The sequence below is a fragment of the Pseudomonas sp. UBA6753 genome, assembly GCF_002453565.1.
GTDB classification, from domain to species: domain Bacteria; phylum Pseudomonadota; class Gammaproteobacteria; order Pseudomonadales; family Pseudomonadaceae; genus Aquipseudomonas; species Aquipseudomonas putida_Z.
Window position 1 is genome coordinate 79116 of the sequence record NZ_DKHD01000032.1, and the last position, 20006, is coordinate 99121.

At 62.6% G+C, this 20006-nt stretch carries 11 protein-coding genes; 10 read left to right on the top strand and 1 reads right to left on the bottom strand.

Translation table 11 applies throughout. The annotated features are described in order from the left end of the window. Positions 1-35 precede the first annotated feature (35 nt). The 3 genes from glpK (at position 36) to glpD (ending at position 4393) form a co-directional block, all read left to right on the top strand. Entirely contained in the window at positions 36-1535 is a 1500-nt protein-coding gene (glpK, locus tag B2790_RS12095) for a glycerol kinase GlpK (RefSeq protein ID WP_015271569.1), read from the top strand. 318 nt (positions 1536-1853) lie between these two features. After that, positions 1854-2609, top strand: a complete 756-nt coding sequence (gene glpR, locus B2790_RS12100) for a DNA-binding transcriptional repressor GlpR (RefSeq protein ID WP_046614760.1) — start codon at positions 1854-1856, stop codon at positions 2607-2609. A gap of 251 nt (positions 2610-2860) precedes the next feature. Further along, positions 2861-4393 (top strand): glycerol-3-phosphate dehydrogenase, encoded by a 1533-nt coding sequence (glpD, locus tag B2790_RS12105; RefSeq protein WP_286918910.1) that lies wholly within the window; start codon positions 2861-2863, stop codon positions 4391-4393. Between the two features lie 75 nt (positions 4394-4468). On the opposite strand, the gene B2790_RS12110 is transcribed toward glpD, so the two are convergent. Next, positions 4469-8797, bottom strand: coding sequence for an NEL-type E3 ubiquitin ligase domain-containing protein (locus B2790_RS12110; protein ID WP_286918911.1), 4329 nt, complete (start codon positions 8795-8797; stop codon positions 4469-4471). A gap of 211 nt (positions 8798-9008) precedes the next feature. Between B2790_RS12110 and B2790_RS12115 the strand changes: the two genes are divergently transcribed. The 7 genes from B2790_RS12115 to B2790_RS12145 all read left to right on the top strand — a co-directional run bounded on the left by B2790_RS12115 (position 9009) and on the right by B2790_RS12145 (position 19995). Next, a complete protein-coding gene (locus B2790_RS12115) occupies positions 9009-13163 on the top strand; it encodes an NEL-type E3 ubiquitin ligase domain-containing protein (RefSeq protein WP_286918912.1) in 4155 nt (1384 codons plus the stop codon). A gap of 319 nt (positions 13164-13482) precedes the next feature. Next, positions 13483-14400, top strand: coding sequence for a glutamate/aspartate ABC transporter substrate-binding protein (locus B2790_RS12120; RefSeq protein ID WP_025340398.1), 918 nt, complete (start codon positions 13483-13485; stop codon positions 14398-14400). 142 nt (positions 14401-14542) lie between these two features. Then, positions 14543-15289 (top strand): amino acid ABC transporter permease, encoded by a 747-nt coding sequence (locus tag B2790_RS12125; protein WP_025340399.1) that lies wholly within the window; start codon positions 14543-14545, stop codon positions 15287-15289. Next, positions 15290-15961: an amino acid ABC transporter permease gene (locus B2790_RS12130; RefSeq protein ID WP_075046155.1), complete on the top strand. Its 672-nt coding sequence runs from the start codon at positions 15290-15292 to the stop codon at positions 15959-15961. Beyond that, a complete protein-coding gene (locus B2790_RS12135) occupies positions 15958-16692 on the top strand; it encodes an amino acid ABC transporter ATP-binding protein (RefSeq protein ID WP_003258023.1) in 735 nt (244 codons plus the stop codon). Before B2790_RS12130 ends, B2790_RS12135 begins: the two co-directional genes overlap by 4 nt. Positions 16693-16765: 73 nt before the next feature. Beyond that, a complete protein-coding gene (locus tag B2790_RS12140; protein ID WP_025340401.1) occupies positions 16766-18670 on the top strand; it encodes a sensor histidine kinase in 1905 nt (634 codons plus the stop codon). After that, complete coding sequence (locus tag B2790_RS12145; RefSeq protein WP_025340402.1) at positions 18667-19995, top strand: sigma-54-dependent transcriptional regulator; 1329 nt, start codon at positions 18667-18669, stop codon at positions 19993-19995. The genes B2790_RS12140 and B2790_RS12145 overlap by 4 nt, the downstream gene beginning before the upstream one ends. Positions 19996-20006: the final 11 nt, after the last annotated feature.

Genomic DNA, 20006 nt, shown 5'->3' on the forward strand with positions numbered 1-20006 from the left:
AGCCCTGACCCCCTATTTTCGCAAGGCCTACGACCATGACAGACACCCAGGATAAGAACTACATCATCGCCCTGGACCAGGGCACCACCAGTTCGCGGGCCATCATTTTCGACCGCGACGCCAATGTGGTGGGTACCTCCCAGCGCGAATTCGCCCAGCACTACCCGCAGGCGGGCTGGGTCGAGCACGACCCGATGGAAATCTTCGCCACGCAGAGCGCGACCATGGTCGAGGCCCTGGCCCAGGCGGGCATCAGCCACGCCCAGGTCGCCGCACTGGGTATCACCAACCAGCGTGAAACTACCGTGGTATGGGACAAGGAAACCGGCCGCCCGGTTTACAACGCCATCGTCTGGCAGTGCCGCCGCAGCACCGAGATCTGCGCCCAGCTCAAGCGCGACGGCCATGAAGACTACATTCGCGAAACCACCGGCCTGGTCACCGACCCGTACTTCTCCGGCACCAAGCTGAAATGGATCCTCGACAATGTCGAGGGCGCCCGTGAACGCGCCGAGCGCGGCGAGCTGCTGTTCGGCACCATCGATACCTGGCTGATCTGGAAGTTCTCCGGCGGCAAGGTGCATGTCACCGATTACACCAACGCCTCCCGTACGCTGATGTTCAACATCCACAGCCTGCAGTGGGACGACAAGCTCCTGGAAATCCTCGGCATCCCACGGCAGATGCTGCCCGAGGTACGCCCTTCCTCCGAGGTCTACGGCCACACCAAGAGCGGCATCGCCATTGCCGGTATCGCCGGCGACCAGCAATCGGCGCTGTTCGGCCAGATGTGCGTGGAGCCGGGCCAGGCCAAGAACACCTATGGCACCGGCTGCTTCCTGCTGATGAACACCGGCGACCAGGCGGTGAAGTCGTCCCATGGCCTGCTCACCACCATCGCCTGCGGCCCGCGTGGCGAAGTGGCCTACGCGCTGGAGGGCGCGGTGTTCAATGGTGGATCCACCGTGCAGTGGCTGCGTGACGAACTGAAGATCGTCAACGACGCACTGGATACCGAATACTTTGCCAGCAAGGTCAAGGACAGCAACGGCGTATATCTGGTGCCTGCCTTCACCGGCCTGGGTGCCCCGTACTGGGACCCGTATGCCCGTGGCGCACTGTTCGGCCTGACCCGTGGCGTGAAGGTGGACCACATCATCCGCGCCGCTCTGGAATCGATCGCCTACCAGACCCGCGACGTGCTCGACGCCATGCAGCAGGACTGCGGCCAGCGCCTGTCCGAGTTGCGCGTGGACGGTGGTGCGGTGGCCAACAACTTCCTCATGCAGTTCCAGGCCGACATCCTCGGCACCTGCGTGGAGCGGCCGAAGATGCGCGAAACCACGGCGCTGGGTGCGGCCTACCTGGCAGGCCTGGCCTGTGGTTTCTGGAGCGGTCTGGACGAACTGCGCGACAAGGCGATCATCGAGCGCGAGTTCAGCCCGCAGCTGGATGAAACGCAGAAAGAGAAGCTGTATGCCGGCTGGAAGAAGGCAGTCGACCGTACCCGTGACTGGGAAGATCACGAGGCCTGATCCCCGGCGCGATAGCTTGTCCAAATCCTGTGGGTTTAGTTTGCCGGCTTGATTGGGGCTGCTTTGCAGCCCTTCGCGGGCTTGCCCGCTCCCACAGGAATCGAGCATTTTCTGAGCCTCGCGCTAAACCTGTGGGAGCGGGCAAGCCCGCGAAGGGCCGCAAAGCGGCCCCAATTTGCTTAACTGACCGGTATTGGGGGACGACGGGGTGCCGCAGCAGGGGACCGCGTGAAACAGCCGGCCCGATAGTCTACTGGTCGTAGTCCGCGTCCTACGGCATCATTGCAGCATTTGTCCGGCAGCCCCAAAGGACCGCCCATGAATCTGCCCCCTCGCCAACAACAAATCCTCGAACTGGTGCGCGAACGCGGTTACGTCAGTATCGAAGAAATGGCGCAGCTGTTCGTCGTCACACCGCAAACCATCCGCCGTGATATCAACCAGCTGGCCGAGCTCAATCTGCTACGCCGCTACCACGGGGGCGCGGCCTACGATTCGAGCATCGAGAACACCGCCTACGCCATGCGCGCCGACCAGATGCGTGACGAAAAGCAACGCATCGCCGAAGCGGTGGCCCGGCAGATTCCCGACCATGCCTCACTGTTCATCAATATCGGCACCACCACCGAATCCATCGCCCGGGCGCTGCTCAACCACAACCACCTGAAAGTCATCACCAACAACCTGCACGTGGCCGCGATCCTTGCCGCCAAGGACGATTTCGAAGTGCTGGTGGCAGGTGGCACGGTGCGCCGTGATGGCGGTGTTGTCGGCCAGGCCAGTGTCGACTTCATCAACCAGTTCAAGGTCGACTTCGCCCTGGTGGGCATCAGCGGCATCGACGAAGATGGCAGCCTGCTCGATTTCGACTACCAGGAGGTGCGGGTGTCACAGGCGATCATCGCCAATGCCCGTCAAGTGATCCTTGCCGCCGACTCCAGCAAGTTCGGGCGCAACGCCATGGTGCGCATGGGCTCGATCAGCCTGGTCGACTGCCTGGTGACCGACCAGGCGCCAACCCCCGCCCTCACCCAGCTGCTGAACCAGTACAAGATCCGGCTTGAGGTGGTTTGAGGGCTGCAGGCGCATGCCGCAAGGCTTGTCGCGCGTATGAGATCGAGCGTCGTCCGCGCCGCGCTCGATCCCACAGACGCCACACCTTTCAAACCGATCATCCAAAATTTTCGTAAATGTTCATTTCATTGTCATCTGATCAGTTTTTTCTATAAAGACTGACTGGCGACCGGCTTTCTGTTGCGCTAGTATTTTCGAAAACGAACATCAATTTTCATATTCGATGTGAACAGCCCCAGGAGGCCTTGCCCGTGTCCCAGCCCGTTTCGTCCCAGCCCCCAGTCGCCGACTGCTATGACCTCGCCGTGATCGGCGGCGGCATCAATGGCGTGGGCATCGCTGCCGACGCCGCCGGGCGTGGCCTCAAGGTATTCCTCTGCGAAAAGGACGACCTGGCCCAGCACACCTCGTCGGCCAGCAGCAAACTGATCCACGGCGGCCTGCGCTACCTGGAGCACTACGAGTTCCGCCTGGTACGTGAAGCGCTGGCCGAGCGCGAAGTGCTGCTGGCCAAAGCCCCGCACATCGTCAAGCCGATGCGCTTCGTGCTGCCGCACCGCCCGCACCTGCGCCCGGCCTGGATGATTCGCGCCGGCCTGTTCCTCTACGATCACCTGGGCAAGCGCAAGCGCCTGGGTGCTTCGCGCAGCCTGCGCTTCGGCCCTGGTTACCCGCTAAAGCCTGCAATCAGCCGTGGCTTCGAATATGCCGACTGCGCGGTGGACGACGCCCGCCTGGTAGTGCTGAATGCGATGGCCGCACGGGAAAAAGGTGCCCATATCCATACCCGTACCCGCTGCCTGCGTGCGGAGCGTGTGAATGGCCTGTGGCAGGTGGAGTTGCAGCACGCTGACGGCCGCCTGCAGACCATTAGCGCCCGCGCGCTGGTCAACGCTGCCGGCCCGTGGGTGGCCAGCTTCATCAAGGATGACCTCAAGCTCGATGCCCCCTATGGCATCCGCCTGATCCAGGGCAGCCATATCATCGTGCCGCGCATGTACGAAGGCGAACATGCCTACATCCTGCAGAACGAGGACCAGCGCATCGTCTTCTGCATCCCGTATCTGGAGCGCTTCACGCTGATCGGCACCACCGATCGCGAATACAGCGGCGACCCCGCCAAAGTCGCGATCACCGAGCAGGAAACCGATTATCTGCTCAAGGTGGTCAACGCCCATTTCAACCACCAGATCAGCCGCAGCGACATCGTGCACACCTATTCCGGCGTGCGCCCACTGTGCAACGACGAATCGGACAATCCGTCCGCGGTCACCCGCGACTACACCCTGGCGCTGTCCGCCAGTGAAGGGCAAGCGCCGTTGCTGTCGGTATTCGGTGGCAAGCTGACCACCTACCGCAAACTGGCCGAGTCGGCCATGGCCGAGCTCAAGCCACACTTCCCACAGATGCGCGGCAGCTGGACCGCTGGCGCGCCGCTTCCAGGTGGTGAACAGATGACCACGGTGCAGGCCCTGGTCGATGCGGTGCTGGCGCGTTGTGGCTGGTTGCCGGTCGATATCGCCAGGCGCTGGGTGCTGACCTATGGCAGCCGCGTATGGCAGTTGCTGGATGGCGTGCAAGGGCCGGAAGACCTGGGCCAGGCCATTGGCGGTGGGTTGTTCGCCCGGGAGGTGGACTACCTTGCACACAACGAATGGGCATGCAGCGCTGAAGACATTCTCTGGCGCCGCACCAAGCTGGGCCTGTTCACCAGCAGCAGCGAGCAACAGGCGCTTGCAGACTATCTGCAACAAGAGCAGCAGGCGCGCACCCAAGCGGCGTGACCCATGGCCTGCCCGCACCCACGGAACGGCGAGCAAGCCGTCCGTGAGTGCGCACCGGGTGCGTAACCGCTGCAGTCACAGGTTCAACCGGTCATAAGCTTCCCTGGCCAACGTGCTTAGCAAGTCACGTTCGGCAACCTGATAATCACTCATGACCGTTCTGCCGCGTTGTACGTGTGTCCATTCATCGATGCGCTGCGCGGCCAGGTCCGCCTCGATCTGTTCCAGGCGCAGGTCGAAGCGCTGCCGCAGCGTGTCGAAACGATCCGGGTAACGCTGGCGCACATGCACTTCCCAGAACGGGCGCTGGGCGAGTGAGACGATCAGGTCCTCTCGGTTTTCCATTTCCAGCACACTATTCTGAACGCTGCGCAGATCCTGCTCGGTGACGTTGGCGAAATCTTCGAAGTGCATCGTGTCCGGCAGGATGGGCAGGTCCAGCGGCTGCCGCAGGCGCAGCCTGAAAAAAAGCCTCGTTTCGATATCGTCCACGATCGACGCATCCACTCTGCGCAACTGCCTGATATGCGCAGCGGCGAACTGGTCGACGGCATCCAGGCGAGCCAGTTGCCGCCCCAGACGAACCAGCCCTCCTTCCAGTTCCGCCGGTGGAACACGGCTGCTCACCCGCTCCGCCAGCAAGCTCAACTCCAGTTGCTCCAGAATCAACAGCATCTGGTCTTCGCAGGTGCGGGGGGACGAGGCCTCGGCAAACACCCGCAACCGCAGCTGTTCATGTTGCTCGCATGCCTGAAGGATGCGCCAGATGCGTTTACGGAAATAACCGGGATGTTCATGAAAATCGTCGCTGTCGAGAAAGTCCGCAAGAAACTGGAACAGCCCTTGCGCATCGGGCTCCTGGTGTAACGACTCCCACAATGCGGCCCTGGGCGCTTTCAATGCGCCGTCTTTGCCGACCCAGGCATCGCGGACAGCCTGGTCAACAGCACGATGGCGGAACGAGCCACCACCCCTGCTGCCAGCGCGGTCAACACCGGCAGCCCGATCAAGCGCGGCCTCGCCCTGGGCATCGAGCGGGTTGTCATGCAGGCTGAACGACTGCAATCGCTCGCCCAAGCCGTTCAGTTCCTGGCGCAACTGGCGAATACGGTTTTCCCTCAAGTCCACATGCCCACGCAGGATCACGTCCGCGGGCGTCGTCTCCAGGCCTGCGTCGCGCAGCCGAACATCAGTAAGTTGGTGCAAGCCGGTCAGCACAGGCGCGCGCCCCAACGGGTTGTGGCTCAGATCCAGCATCGCCAGCCGCCCCAGGCTGGCCAGGCGCCGTTCACTGGCGACATTCATCACGATACGGTTGCCGGAAAGGTTCAAACGCAGCAGACGCGACAGTCGCTCGAGCCCGACAGGCACTTGCTCGAGACGATTGCCAGCGAGATCCAACTCGATCAGGTTGCCGAAACGTGACAGGAAGTCTGCACCGACTTCGCTCAAGTTCATGTTTCGCAGCACCAGCCTGCTGACGTGTCCGAAATCCAGCCCAGCGGGCAACACCGGCAGGGAGCCAAGCCGCTCTCCGTCGATTGTCAGAACATATTCGCCGGCGTGATTGGTTATTTTCCGCCGCCAGCTTCGCCGTACCTGCCGGGCCACCCGGCGTCGCCTGGCATACTCAAGTACACTTGGAGCCTCGGCGCACCAGCCATGCAACGCCTCCCGCAACCGGGAAAGCTGCTGCTGGAGCTGGCTGAAGTGTTCCCATAGCCCTGTCGAGTGTTGCATGAGCTCCGCCAGGTAAGCGTCCATCTGCTCATCGGTCAACGTCGGAAATACCTGGTGAATGCCGCTTCTGATTGCCTGCCAGCTGCTTTCGGCACGGCCACTGAGAGGGTACCCGATGCGCCCGTCGGCAAATCTGTGCACCGGGCGCAGCCCCTGCCCGACCGGCGCCAAGCCGATCAGCCGCGCGGCCCGTTCACGGTCGGCAGCGGCCAGGGTAGCCAGGGAATCACGCAGACCCTGCTCCCCTTCGATACCGCCGAGCAGCCCTTTCTGATCGTCCTCGAGCAGGCGCAGCAGCGCTTGTGAAAGCTCCAGGTTCTGGCTGGCAGCGTCAGCAAGATGGTATCCCTGCTCGCCTCTGACGATGCAACGCACATCAGCAGTTTGCTCGGCACCGAAAGCCATCAAGAGCCGGCCGTTTACCTGCGCCTCACGCAGCTCCACGCGAACCGGTTCCGGCCACGGGGCGGTTTCCGATACAAGCCCCAACGCCAAGGCCTCGCTGTCTGCATTGGCCGCGCGCAGCAGGCGCACGCCGGCGCAGGCCCGATCGAGACGAGTGTCATGCAGTAGCCAGCGCGCACGTTCCGCCAGCGCCAGCGGTACTCGCCGACCTTGGGCCAGGTTATCGAGTTGCACACCAGAAGCCTGGCCAAGCAACTCGTCCAACGCGTGCGCAGACAACGTGGGGAAGTCACGCACAAGCACGGCAGCTGCCTCGGCACTGGGCTTGGGTTGGCGCTCGGTGAAGACGCGATCAAGCGCTGCCCCCCGTAACAATGGCATCTGCTCATGCAATTGATGGAACTCGAAGGCGTCCAGCAAACGGCTCGGAGCCGGAGCATTCTCTACACGCAGCCGGCGAAGCTGCTCCAGCTTCAGGCCGGTGATCTGCAACAGCTGGTGCGCCGTTTCATCAGGCACTTCTGCCAGGCTCGCCGCCAGGCGCCGCATCAGGCGAGCAGCGCCCTGCCAACGCTGTGGCTGCTCGAGCGCATGATGCCAACCACCGCCGTTGTCCTCCACCCACGGCGCAAGTGCCTCGGCGCGGTCCGGGTGACGAATACGCGGTATCCCGTCCTGCGGATCGTCCCAGACCTGAAAGGCCGACTCTTCACTGCGCAGCAGACGGTAATCGGAAGCGCCCCCAGCGTCGGCCAATTTCGCCTCGGCAGCATCCACGCCATATCCTTCGAGATTTGGCGAACACAGCCTTACCTTGCCCAAGCCATCAGATAACGGCACGAGGCCATCGACGAAGGCGACTCGCTTCAAGCCTTGGATCACTGCCGCGCCGCCCTTGGCAAGGAGCAGACCGGTGGCGACGTTTTCCGCCACACCAAAAAGGTGGTCCAGCGCACCCTCGCGATCCCCGATACGCCAGTCCTGGTAGCCCTCATAGACTTCAGAAGCCACTTGCACCGCAGCCACCGCCAGCAATGCCTCCCCAAGAACCGGCACGAACAGGCCCGCCAGGTTGAGCAGGTCCAACCCCAGTGATGCATAGGCATTGAACCGCTCGTTGCGCGCCTGCTGGTCTTCATCGCCCGTGGGCACGGCGAGCAGTCGGGCATCGTCGTAGATCTTGCCGATCTGCAAGCGTCGCAGGTGTACGTACAACGGTTCACTGACAGCCAGGTGGCGACCGTCGAGTTCGATAGCCGAACCCGCCCTCTTCGCCAGGCGCTCGGTCAACAGGGTAAAGAAGCGGCCTCGGTCCCGCTCACTGACAAACCGAGCGAAGAATGCACGGTAGCCTGGGCTCTGCAAACGAATGGCCAGTGCAGCGTATAGCGCTTGCCAGGTGGCAAACCGAGCGACAGGGGTGATCGGATCGCCGGGAATCCAGGCAATGACCCCCTCGATACCATCGCCGCCTGCCTGTGCCACTTCGAGGGTCACTACACCGCGGATGCATTTCCCCAGCAGGTAGAGCTGCCGCGCCATGGTCACCTGGGGCAATGCCGGCACCACCGGGGTTTCAGCCAACACGGGCAACAGTTGCAGATAGCTGCGTTCGTCCAGCGCGCCCTTGAACAAAGCCATGTACACAGCGACCTGAAAATGCGCGCGCTGATTGTCTTCGAACAGTTTGTGTACCTCGCGCTCGGCCTGCCCCGGCGCGGCGCCTTGAGGATCACTCGGCTTCAGGCAGGTATCGAGCTTGGCCTGGTATCTTCCACCCACGTCCAATTGCCTGCACAGCTTCGCGAACACCTCGAACTTCAATGGCAGCCTTCTGCCATTCCCGTCCAGGAAATAGGCTTTTCGCAGGGAGTCAGCCTTTGTCTCGTTTACGTGATAGTTGTGCAGCGCGGCGGTCAACAAATTGCGTGTAGACCAACTGACAGGGTATGCCTTGCGTATCCCCGGTTGCACGGATGGCTGGAACTCCGATTCCTGCTGGAACACCTGCCAACGCCACGCCTGCTCATTGCTGACCCCGGCTTGCTGCAGGCCAGCGGTAAGCAGTTGCCGGGCAAACGCTTCCAGCGATGGAATCTTGTGTAGCACCTCGCCCAGGTTGCGGGTGGTCTGTTCCTGTTTGCGCAAGGCCTTCAGGAAAGTGCTCCGCCGGTCGGCTGGGGCATGCGTGAGCCAATCGGGCAACTGGCGGGCAATCAGCGTATCGACCGAGTCAGGGGGGAAATCAACGGATGTCATGTGGTGTCTCCAGCGGCAATGGGCGGCCACCTCAACACCTGCGCACCGGGCATGGGCACTAGATAATGCTCATGGATCGAACCTTGGTTTCCCGGCTGGCCGTCATTGCCCCCTGGCGGCACCACAGGCAGCTCAGCGCAGCACTATCTACCGCCAAGCCGGGTTCCCAACGTGATGCTCTGGTGGCTTTTTCAGCCCCGGAGATCACCACGTGCCGCCCATCGAAAGTATCCCGTCCGACTCCATCGACCATCTGATCGCGCAGCAGCTTCCTGACTGGTTGATCCGCGCGGACGCACAGCACCGTGAAGCCTATCGCGAAGCCTTGAGCGAACAGCAACAGGCAGCCGACAGCCTCAAGCATCTGCTTGCCTCGATACCGGGTATTGAACAGTTCGCCGTCCCTCTGCTCGAAGGCGCCTTGCTTGCAGAAGGGCTTGGCGAGATCGACCCTCGGTCTACATACGTGGTCATCAGCGAAGCGTTTCAGTTGCCCTCTGCTGCAGAAAAGCTTTACCAACCCAGCATCACTCACACCACACGACAGAGCCTGCTAGCCGCCGCGCTACACAACTTCGAAGCACACGAAACCCAGCCTTGGTGGCAGCGCAAGGCGCATCTGGTGGACGAAAAGGGCAGGCGCCTGGCGATGACGTTCGAGCGCTTTGCCAGCCTGTGCCGCACGCTGGACATCGGCGGACGATACCAAGCCCTTCTGAACCGCATCCTCAAACCCAAAGCAGGCCGAGGCCAACCAGCGGATCAGGCGCGAATCAAGGTGGAACAGCAGTTTCAGCGTGGTATTCGTTCGCGCATGCGAGCCGCGCTTCATGAAGGCAGGCTCAAGGGCCAGCTGGATGAGCAGGATCTGCTGCGGTTGCTATCAGTGCTTGCGACCCCTGCCCAGCCGGTGCATGGCAAAGGCAGCCTGATCCCGCGCCAACTGTATCTGCTGGGCAAGTGCATGGTCGGCATCATCGCGCTCGAATGGCGGCCGCTGCCGGATTCCGCCATCGATGAGATCATCGTCTGGATCCCCGATGACCCTGACCGAAGCGTGCGTTTCTACGACTCGTGGCGCGAGCTCTACGACGACCTTGCCAGGCGCCTCGAACATCGGTCGTTCCAGACCTTTCTGCGGCGCTTCATCAAGGCGCAGGACAGGAGCGAGTTCGACCAGGCGCTCTCACGGGCTTTGGCTGCATCGCAGAAGGAGCACGCCCCGGAACTTGACGGGCGCAACCTCGCCGTGAGTGGTGATGTGTTCGCCCACGTGCAGGCCTTGCTGGTTACCAGGATCTTCGACGATGCCGCCTACCTGGCCGTAGCGACCGATCAGGAAGACCGTCTAAGCAGGCACAGGCGCTTGCAGGCCATGCTCGGCGCAGGGCTGGACCTGCTGGGGCTGGTTGCATTCGTCGTGCCCGTCGTAGGCGACCTGATGCTGGTGCTTAGCGCTGCGCAACTGTTGGACGAGGTCTACGAAGGCTATCAGGACTGGCAACTGGGTGATCGCCAAGGGGCTCTGGATCACCTGTTCACCGTGGCCCAGGGCCTGGTGTTCGCCGGTGCCAGCGCAGGCGCGATAAAGGCAATACGGCGGGTACCTTTTGTCGATGGGTTGGCGCCAAGGCCGCTTCCTGAAGGCAAAATCAAACTGGCTCGCTCTCCTCACTACTTCCCAGCCGAGGAAAACGCGTCGGTACTGCTGCAGGGGTTGCAAGGCAACCACCTGGGTGAACTTCAGGAGTCGAGCGCCAGCATGCTGCAGGATGTCACCGGTTTTTCCACGGAGCAGTTACGCCAGCTGTGCCTGGAACACGCCCCGCCGCCAGCGCGGCTGCTCGACATCCACGAACGTATTGCACTGCATACCGACCACCCAGGGTTACGCGGCGCGGCCTTCGAGGAGCAATTGCTCGCCCGGCGCCAGGCTGTTTCCGATGAGCAGAAAACATTGATGAATGCCTTCAGGTACCTCTCACCGAGGGGTGCCCAGGAAATCATCGAGCACAGCAGCTCCTCACAGCTGAAAAAACTCCAGGCAAGCGGGCGTGTGCCGTTGGGCATGGCGGAACGTGCCCGCTGGTATGAGCGGGACAGCCGTATCGACCGGGCTTGCCTTGGCATGCGCCTGGCGGCGCTGGGTACAGCCGACAGCGAAAAACTGGTGATGGGGCTGATCGAGCGCCAAGCACCCTGGCCGGCCGCATTGCGTGTGGAACTGCGTGAAGGTCACCAGAAAGGTCGCCTGTTGTATGCAAGCCCAGATACGCAGAACAGCCAGGTGTCGATCATCGTGCGACAACCAGACGGCTACAGGCTGGCCAATGACGCGAATCACCTGGCCAGCGGTACCTTGCTCGAAACGGTACTGCGCACCTTTGACGAGCAGCAGAAAACCAAGCTTGGAAACCGCAACTTGCAGGCCAGGCAGCTCCGTCAGCAACTCCTTGTGGCCGCGGTGCAGGATCGGCAACGCACGGCGGAAATCCTCGGGCTACCCCGTATCGGTGCCAATCTGCGGCCGCCCAGGCGCTTTGCCGATGGAAGGCTTGGATACCCACTCAGCGGTGGCGGCGAAAGCAGCCGGCAGGCCATTCGCCAAGGCATCCATCAGATCTTCCCGACACTGAGCGAACTGCAACTGCACGCCTACCTGAACGCCGTGCGTCAGCGAGGCGAAAACCTGTGGAGCCATTATCAGATGCTGCAACGCCAGCTTGGCGAACTACGCGAGACGCTACGGGCCTGGCAGGCCGACTGGCAGTCGCCGGTCGACGCCATCCGTCGCCGCCGTATCGTCGATGCCCTTCGCCGCAGCTGGCGGCGCAAGCTGGTGGATGGCAACGACCAGTACGAGTTGTTCATAGACGGCGAGTCCGTACCGACCCTGCCAGCGTTGCCAGCAGGCATCGAATACGGGCATGTGCGCCGGCTGACATTGCGCGACATGCATCTGGAACACATCGATGCCCAATTCCTCAGGCGTTTTCCCAACATCGTCGATCTGGATCTCAGCGGCAACCGGCTGACCCAGGTGCCCGAGGGTATCGAAAGCCTTACCCAGCTGCGACGCGTGAACCTTGGCAACAACCGGATCACGCTGGACCAGACGGCAAGCAACCGCCTGGCCCAACTGCAGCGCCTCGATACGCTGATACTGAGCTACAACCCGCTCAATGGGTTGCCTGACCTGTCGGCGTTGCCGCATGTGCGTGACCTGCAGTTGCGCGCCACGGGCCAGGCAGACATCAGCCAGATTCACCAGCTGATAACGATGCGCGCCCATGTCGATCTGCGCGACAACAGGATCAGCGAGCTACAGCGGGAAATGCGCGGGCTGCGCCTGCGCCTGCAGCGCCTCAACCTGCACGACAACCCCTTGAGCGAAAGCAGTATCGAATATCTCGACGAAGCGCGCGGCGTCACCGATGCCGGTGGCAGGGGCAGCGCCAGCTACACCCACGGGGTGGTCGACGAGGACACCCGCGCCAATTGGGTAGCCTCCAGAAACGAGCTGCTGCGCGCTCAACGCGAGGCAGCCTGGGACCGCCTGATCGAAGAGCCTGGTTCGGCAAGCATGTTCCGGTTCCTGGCCGACTTCGCCCAAAGCGAGGACTTCCAGGACAATCCTCGCCATTATCGTCGGCGCGCCTGGCATATCCTGGAAGCTTGCGAAAACAACGAAGCACTGCGTGAACAGCTGTTTCGCGAGGCCGATGGACCACGCAGCTGCGATGACCGCCTGCTGCTGATGCTCAACCAGATGGAAGTCGGCGTCATGGCTTATCAGGGCGTCGAAGGCGTACCTGCTGCGATGAGAGAAACAAGCTTGCTGCACCTGGGGGAGCAGTTGCATCGTCTCGACCTGTTGGATGCCATTGCCAATCGCCATGTCCAGCGCTTGCGCCAGGCAGGGCGCAGGCCGGATGAAATCGAAGTCCGCCTGTTCTATCGCTTGCGCCTTGCAGACGCCCTCGACCTGCCAGTACCGCCCGATGAAATGCATTTCGCTTCGTACGCGCATGTGACGTCCGCAGACCTGAACGATGCGCAACTGGAAGTGCTGGGCACCTACGAGACGTTACCCATGCTGGATGCGCTCGCCGTCCGCCCCTATTGGCAGACCTACCTGCGTGAAACCTATGCGGAGCGTTTCGAGGCGATGACCGGGCCTTACCACGATCGGATGGAAGCGCTCGAAGCGCAGGCCACGGCGGGCCAGGAAGGCGACTACGAAGAACGCGCCAGCTCACTGATGCACGAACTGGCGGCAGAAGAATCAACCTTGATGCGCCGTTTGACGGCCGAAGCGTGGGCACGTTCCAGGTCGGCTGACGTGGACCGCCCGCTTCAGCGCTGATCCTCGAACGCTGCCCCGGTCAGGTTGCCTGGACCGGCGCCTGACCGGGTTGGTAGCGGCAGCGTGTGACGAGATATGCGTTCGGATTCCCGAATGGCCGAAAACAATTCGTTCGGAAATGCGCACGCAACTCACCGTCATACAATGGTCAAAAAAGATTGATTCCCAGCAAATTCGCGGCGTTATCATCGAACACAGGGCTTGGCACGACTCATGCTCTACACTTGGTAGCCGAATGCAATCGTTTATTTCTGTATTCGTTGAACGAAGAGTCCGCCAACGGCTCCATAAAAAAAACAAACACGTCGAGGAAAATTTGATGCGCATCGTTCGTCAATTGCTGGGCGCCGCCATCGCGGCCGCTGTGATCGCTTCGCCGGCCATGGCCGAAGAACTGACCGGCACCCTGAAGAAGATCAAGGATTCGGGCACCATCACCCTGGGCCACCGCGACTCCTCCATCCCGTTTTCCTACCTGGCCGGCAAGCCCGAGCCCGTGGGCTACTCGCATGACATCCAGCTGGCTGTCGTCGACGCCCTGAAGAAGCAGCTGGGCACGGACATCAAGGTCCGCTACAACCTCGTCACCTCCCAGACCCGCATCCCGCTGGTGCAGAACGGCACCGTGGACCTCGAGTGCGGCTCCACCACCAACAACGTCGAGCGCCAGCAGCAGGTCGGCTTCTCGGTCGGCATCTTCGAAGTCGGTACCCGCCTGCTGACCAAGGTCAAGGACGGTCAGCCGGCATACAAGGACTTCCCGGACCTGGCCGGCAAGAACGTGGTGACCACCGCCGGTACCACCTCCGAGCGCATCCTCAAGGCGATGAACGCCGACAAGCAGATGAAGATGAACGTGATTTCCGCCAAGGACCACGGTGAAGCCTTCAACATGCTCGAAAGCGGCCGCGCCGTGGCCTTCATGATGGACGACGCCCTGCTCGCCGGCGAAATGGCCAAGGCTCGCAAGCCGTCGGACTGGGTCATCACCGGTACCCCGCAGTCGTACGAAATCTACGGCTGCATGGTGCGCAAGGATGACGCGGCCTTCAAGAAAGCGGTCGACGACGCCATCGTCGGCTACTTCAAGTCGGGTGAAGTCAACAAGAGCTACGACAAGTGGTTCCAGCAGCCAATCCCGCCAAAGGGCCTGAACCTGCAGTTCCCGATGAGCGACGAGCTGAAGAAACTGATCGCCGAGCCGACCGACAAGGCTGCGGACGAGAAGAAGTCCTGACTCTCAGATAGTGGCCTGGTGCTCAACAGCACCAATCAATACTGCAGGCCACTCATTAGTGTCTAACCTTTCATCCGAGGGCGCCAAGCGCTCTCGGATGCTCGAAGGTGCCCGTGAAACAATCGTCTGAGGGGAAATCCCGATGAATTACAACTGGGACTGGGGCGTGTTCTTCAAGTCCACCGGCGTGGGCAGCGAAACCTATCTGGACTGGTACGTCACCGGCCTAGGCTGGACCATCGCCATCGCCATCTCCGCCTGGATCATCGCCTTGCTGCTGGGCTCGGTCCTCGGTGTCATGCGTACCGTGCCGAACCGTGTGGTAGCAGGTATCGCCACCGCCTACGTGGAGCTGTTCCGCAACGTACCGCTGCTGGTGCAGCTGTTCATCTGGTACTTCCTGGTGCCGGACCTGCTGCCAGAGGGCCTGCAGGAATGGTTCAAGCAGGACCTCAACCCGACCACTTCGGCGCTGATCAGCGTGGTCATCTGCCTGGGCCTGTTCACCGCCGCCCGCGTGTGCGAACAGGTGCGTACCGGCATCCAGGCGCTGCCCCGCGGCCAGGAAGCCGCCGCCCGCGCCATGGGCTTCAGCCTGTCGCAGATCTACACCAACGTGCTGCTGCCACAAGCCTACCGGATCATCATTCCGCCGCTCACCTCGGAATTTCTGAACGTGTTCAAGAACTCGTCGGTGGCGTCGCTGATCGGCCTGATGGAACTGCTGGCTCAAACCAAGCAGACCGCCGAATTCTCGGCCAACCTGTTCGAGGCCTTCACCCTGGCCACGCTGATCTACTTCACCCTGAACATGGGCCTGATGCTGCTGATGCGCATGGTCGAGAAGAAAGTCTCGGTGCCCGGCCTGATTTCCGTAGGGGGCAAATAAATGGACATGGATTTCAGCGAAATCATCCCGGCCCTGCCTGCCCTGTGGGAAGGCATGGTCATGACCCTGCAGCTGATGGTCATGGGCGTGGTCGGCGGCATTGTGCTGGGGACCATCCTGGCCCTGATGCGCCTGTCGTCGAGCAAGCTGCTGTCGAACGTGGCCGGCGCCTACGTCAACTACTTCCGCTCGATCCCGCTGCTGCTGGTAATCACCTGGTTCTACCTGGCGGTACCATTCGTGCTGCGCTGGATTACCGGCGAGGACACCCCGGTAGGTGCCTTCACCTCCTGCGTGGTGGCATTCATGATGTTCGAGGCCGCGTACTTCTGCGAAATCGTCCGCGCCGGCGTGCAGTCGATCTCCAAGGGCCAGATGGGCGCCGCCCAGGCACTGGGCATGACCTACGGCCAGACCATGCGCCTGATCATCCTGCCCCAGGCCTTCCGCAAGATGACCCCGCTGCTGCTGCAGCAGAGCATCATCCTGTTCCAGGACACCTCGCTGGTATACACCGTGGGCCTGGTGGACTTCCTCAACTCGGCACGCTCCAACGGCGACATCATCGGGCGCTCCCATGAGTTCCTGATCTTCGCCGGTGTCGTGTACTTCCTCATCAGCTTCTCCGCTTCGTGGCTGGTCAAGCGCCTGCAAAAAAGGATCACCGTATGATTTCCATCAAGAACGTCAACAAGTGGTACGGGGACTTCCAGGTACTGACCGACTGCAGCACCGAGGTCAAGAAGGGTGAAGTGGTGGTGGTATGCGGCCCGTCAGGCTCAGGCAAGTCCACCCTGATCAAGTGCGTCAACGCCCTGGAGCCGTTCCAGAAAGGTGACATCGTGGTCGACGGCACCTCGATCGCCGACCCCAAGACCAACCTGCCCAAGCTGCGTTCGCGCGTTGGCATGGTGTTCCAGCACTTCGAGCTGTTCCCGCACCTGTCCATCACCGAGAACCTGACCATTGCCCAGCGCAAGGTGCTTGGCCGCAGCGAAGCGGAAGCGACCAAGAAGGGCCTGGCCCTGCTCGACCGTGTCGGCCTCGGTGCCCATGCCAAGAAGCACCCCGGCCAACTGTCCGGCGGCCAGCAGCAGCGCGTGGCCATCGCCCGTGCGCTGTCGATGGACCCTATCGTCATGCTGTTCGACGAACCGACCTCGGCGCTGGACCCGGAAATGGTCAACGAAGTACTGGACGTGATGGTCGAACTGGCCCACGAAGGCATGACCATGATGTGCGTGACCCACGAAATGGGCTTCGCCCGCAAGGTGGCCAACCGCGTGATCTTCATGGACAAGGGCAACATCATCGAGGATTGCCAGAAGGAAGACTTCTTCGGCAACCCGAGCGCCCGCCACGAGCGTACCCAGCACTTCCTCAGCAAGATCCTGCAACACTGATTTTGCTTCACTGAAGCGGTCGGCGCCGCTGCCCTTTCGGGCAGCAGGCGCTGGTCGTGACAAGGCCACTGTGATGAAATGCGATCCTTCGCTTCTTCTCCCTGCCAAGCCTGCCGTGAAATCCCGCCTGCTCCGCCAATTGCTGTTGCCGCCACTGATCATCCTGCTGATGGTCGGCCTGGGAATGGCTGGCTACCTGATCAGCGAGAGCAACGGTATCCGCACCCTCAGCGAAAACGGCGAACGCCAGCTGGAGCTGCACGCGCGCACGGTCGAGAGCGAAATCAGCAAGTACACCTACCTGCCGAGCCTGCTGGAGCTGGAAGACAGCGTCTCGCACCTGCTCACCGACCCTGATGGCGGCTCGCGGCAGATCGTCAACGAATACCTCGAAGGCCTGAACCGGCGCAGCCGCAGCCGGGCCATCTTCGTCCTCGACACCAATGGCCGGGTCCAGGCCACCAGCAACTGGCGCGATGCCGACTCGTTCCTCGGCGAGGACCTGTCGTTCCGTGCCTACTTCCAGACCGCCGTGCGCGGCGAGCCCGGGCGTTTCTACGGTATCGGCAGCACCACCGGCGAGGCTGGCTATTACCTGGCCCACGGCCTGGAGGAACACGGCAAGATCATTGGCGTGGCGGTGATCAAAGTGCGCCTGGACACCCTCGAGGAGCGCTGGCAGCGTGCCCGCCTGGAAGCTTTCGTCAGCGACGAGAACGGCATCATCATCCTCTCCAGCGACCCGGCCCGGCGCCTGAAGTCGGTACGCCCGCTGACCCCGCAGATCAAGGAGCGCCTGGCCCGTAGCCTGCAATACTACTGGTGGCCGCTGAACGAGCTGCAGCCCCTGGCCCGGGAAACCCTGGCCGATGGTGTGGAAAAGCTGACCTTCCCGGCCAACAGCGAAACCGCACAGGGCAAGGCCCGCGAAATGGCCTACCTGGCCCAGACCCGGCGCCTGGTCGACACGCCCTGGCATTTCACCCTGCTGACCCCGCTGCAGGACCTGCGCCGCGAATCCATGGTACAGGGCATCCTGGTGGGCGTGGCCTTCGCCCTGCTGGCGATCCTCGGCATTGCCTGGAACGAACGGCGCAAGGTCATCGCCACCCGCCTGGCAGCCCGCGAGGCCCTGCAGGAAGCCAACAGCCAGCTGGAGCGACGGATTACCGAACGCACGGCCGACCTGCGTGCCAGCAATGAACGCCTCAAGGGCCAGATTCGCGAGCGCCGGCATGCCGAGCAGACCCTGCGCCACGCCCAGGACGAACTGGTACAGGCCGGCAAGCTGGCCGCCATCGGGCAGATGTCCACCAGCATTGCCCACGAACTGAACCAGCCGTTGGCCGCGCTGCGCACGTTGTCCGGCAACACCGTGCGCTTCCTCGAGCGCGGGGCACTGGAAACCGCCAGCACCAACCTGCGCACCATGAACGACCTGATCGACCGCATGGGCCGCATCACCGCCAGCCTGCGCTCGTTCGCCCGACGCAGTGACGACAGCGGCCAGGCCTCGCTGGCCAAGGCGGTGGACGCTACCCTGCAGGTGCTGGCCAACCGCATCAGCGCCTGCCACCTGCAGCTGCACAATCAGTTCGAGGACCAGCAGCTGGCCATCGACCAGACCCGCCTGGAGCAGATCTTGGTCAACCTGATCGGCAACGCCCTGGATGCCATGGCCGCCCAGCCGCTGCCGCAACTGTGGCTGGAAGGCGAGCTGCAGGGCGACAAGTACCGTTTGCAGGTGCGCGACAATGGCCACGGCATCGACGCCGAGGCGCGCAAGCACCTGTTCGAACCTTTCTTCACCACCAAACCGGGCGAACACGGCCTGGGCCTGGGCCTGACCCTGTCGGCGAGCCTTGCCGCCGCCGCCAAGGGCAGCCTCAACGTCGAGCACCCCGCCAGCGGCGGCACGGCCTTCGTCCTCGCCCTGCCCCTGGTCTCCCCCCCTAGCGAATCGGCAGAGCACCCATGAACCAAGCGCCTCTTACCGTCCTGATCGTCGAAGACGACCCGCATGTGCTGCTCGGCTGCCAACAGGCGCTGGCCCTGGAAGACATCGCCTGCGAAGGAGTGGGCAGCGCCGAGCAGGCGCTGGAACGCATCGGCGACGACTTCGCCGGCATCGTCGTCAGCGATATCCGCCTGCCGGGCATCGATGGCCTGGAGCTGCTCAACCGCCTCAAGGCCCGCGACCGCAGCCTGCCGGTGGTGCTGATCACCGGCCACGGCGATATCGACATGGCGGTCGGCGCCATGCGCAATGGCGCCTACGACTTCATGGAAAAACCCTTCTCCCCGGAGCGCCTGGTCGACGTGGTGCGCCGCGCCCTTGAGCAGCGCGGGCTGTCGCGCGAAGTGGTGGCCCTGCGCCGCCAGCTGGCCGAACAAAGCAGCCTGGAGGGGCGCATCATTGGCCGCTCGCCGGCCATGGAGCACCTGCGCGAACTGATCGCCAACGTCGCCGATACCTCGGCCAACGTGCTGATCGAAGGCGAAACCGGTACCGGCAAGGAACTGGTCGCCCGCTGCCTGCACGACTTCAGCCGCCGCCAGGGCCAGCCGTTCGTGGCACTGAACTGTGGCGGCCTGCCGGAAAACCTGTTCGAAAGCGAGATTTTCGGCCACGAGGCCAACGCCTTCACCGGTGCCGGCAAACGCCGCATCGGCAAGATCGAACACGCCAACGGCGGCACGCTGTTCCTCGACGAGGTAGAGAGCATGCCGATCAACCTGCAGATCAAGCTGTTGCGCGTACTGCAGGAGCGCACCCTGGAGCGGCTGGGCTCGAACCAGAGCATTCCGGTGGACTGCCGGGTGATCGCGGCCACCAAGTCCGACCTGGATGCCATGGGCCAGAGCGGCCAGTTCCGCAGCGACCTGTATTACCGGCTGAACGTGGTGACCCTGGAGCTGCCGCCGCTGCGCGAGCGCCGCGAAGACATCCTGCAGCTGTTCGAACACTTTCTGCAGCAGTCGGCCCTGCGCTTCGACCGCGAAACGCCTGTGCTGGACAGCCAGACCTTGTCGCGCCTGATGGCCCACGACTGGCCGGGCAACGTGCGTGAACTGCGCAACGTTGCCGAACGCTACGCCCTCGGCCTGCCAGCGTTCAAGAAAGGCCCCAGCGGTGGTGCCAGCCAAGGTTTGGGCTTTGCCGAGGCGGTGGAAGCGTTCGAGCGCAACCTGCTCGGGGATGCCCTGCAACGTACCGGCGGCAACCTGAGCCAGGCCAGCCAGGAGCTGGGCATGGCCAAGACCACGCTGTTCGACAAAGTGAAGAAATACGGCCTCGGCTGACCTCAACCCCA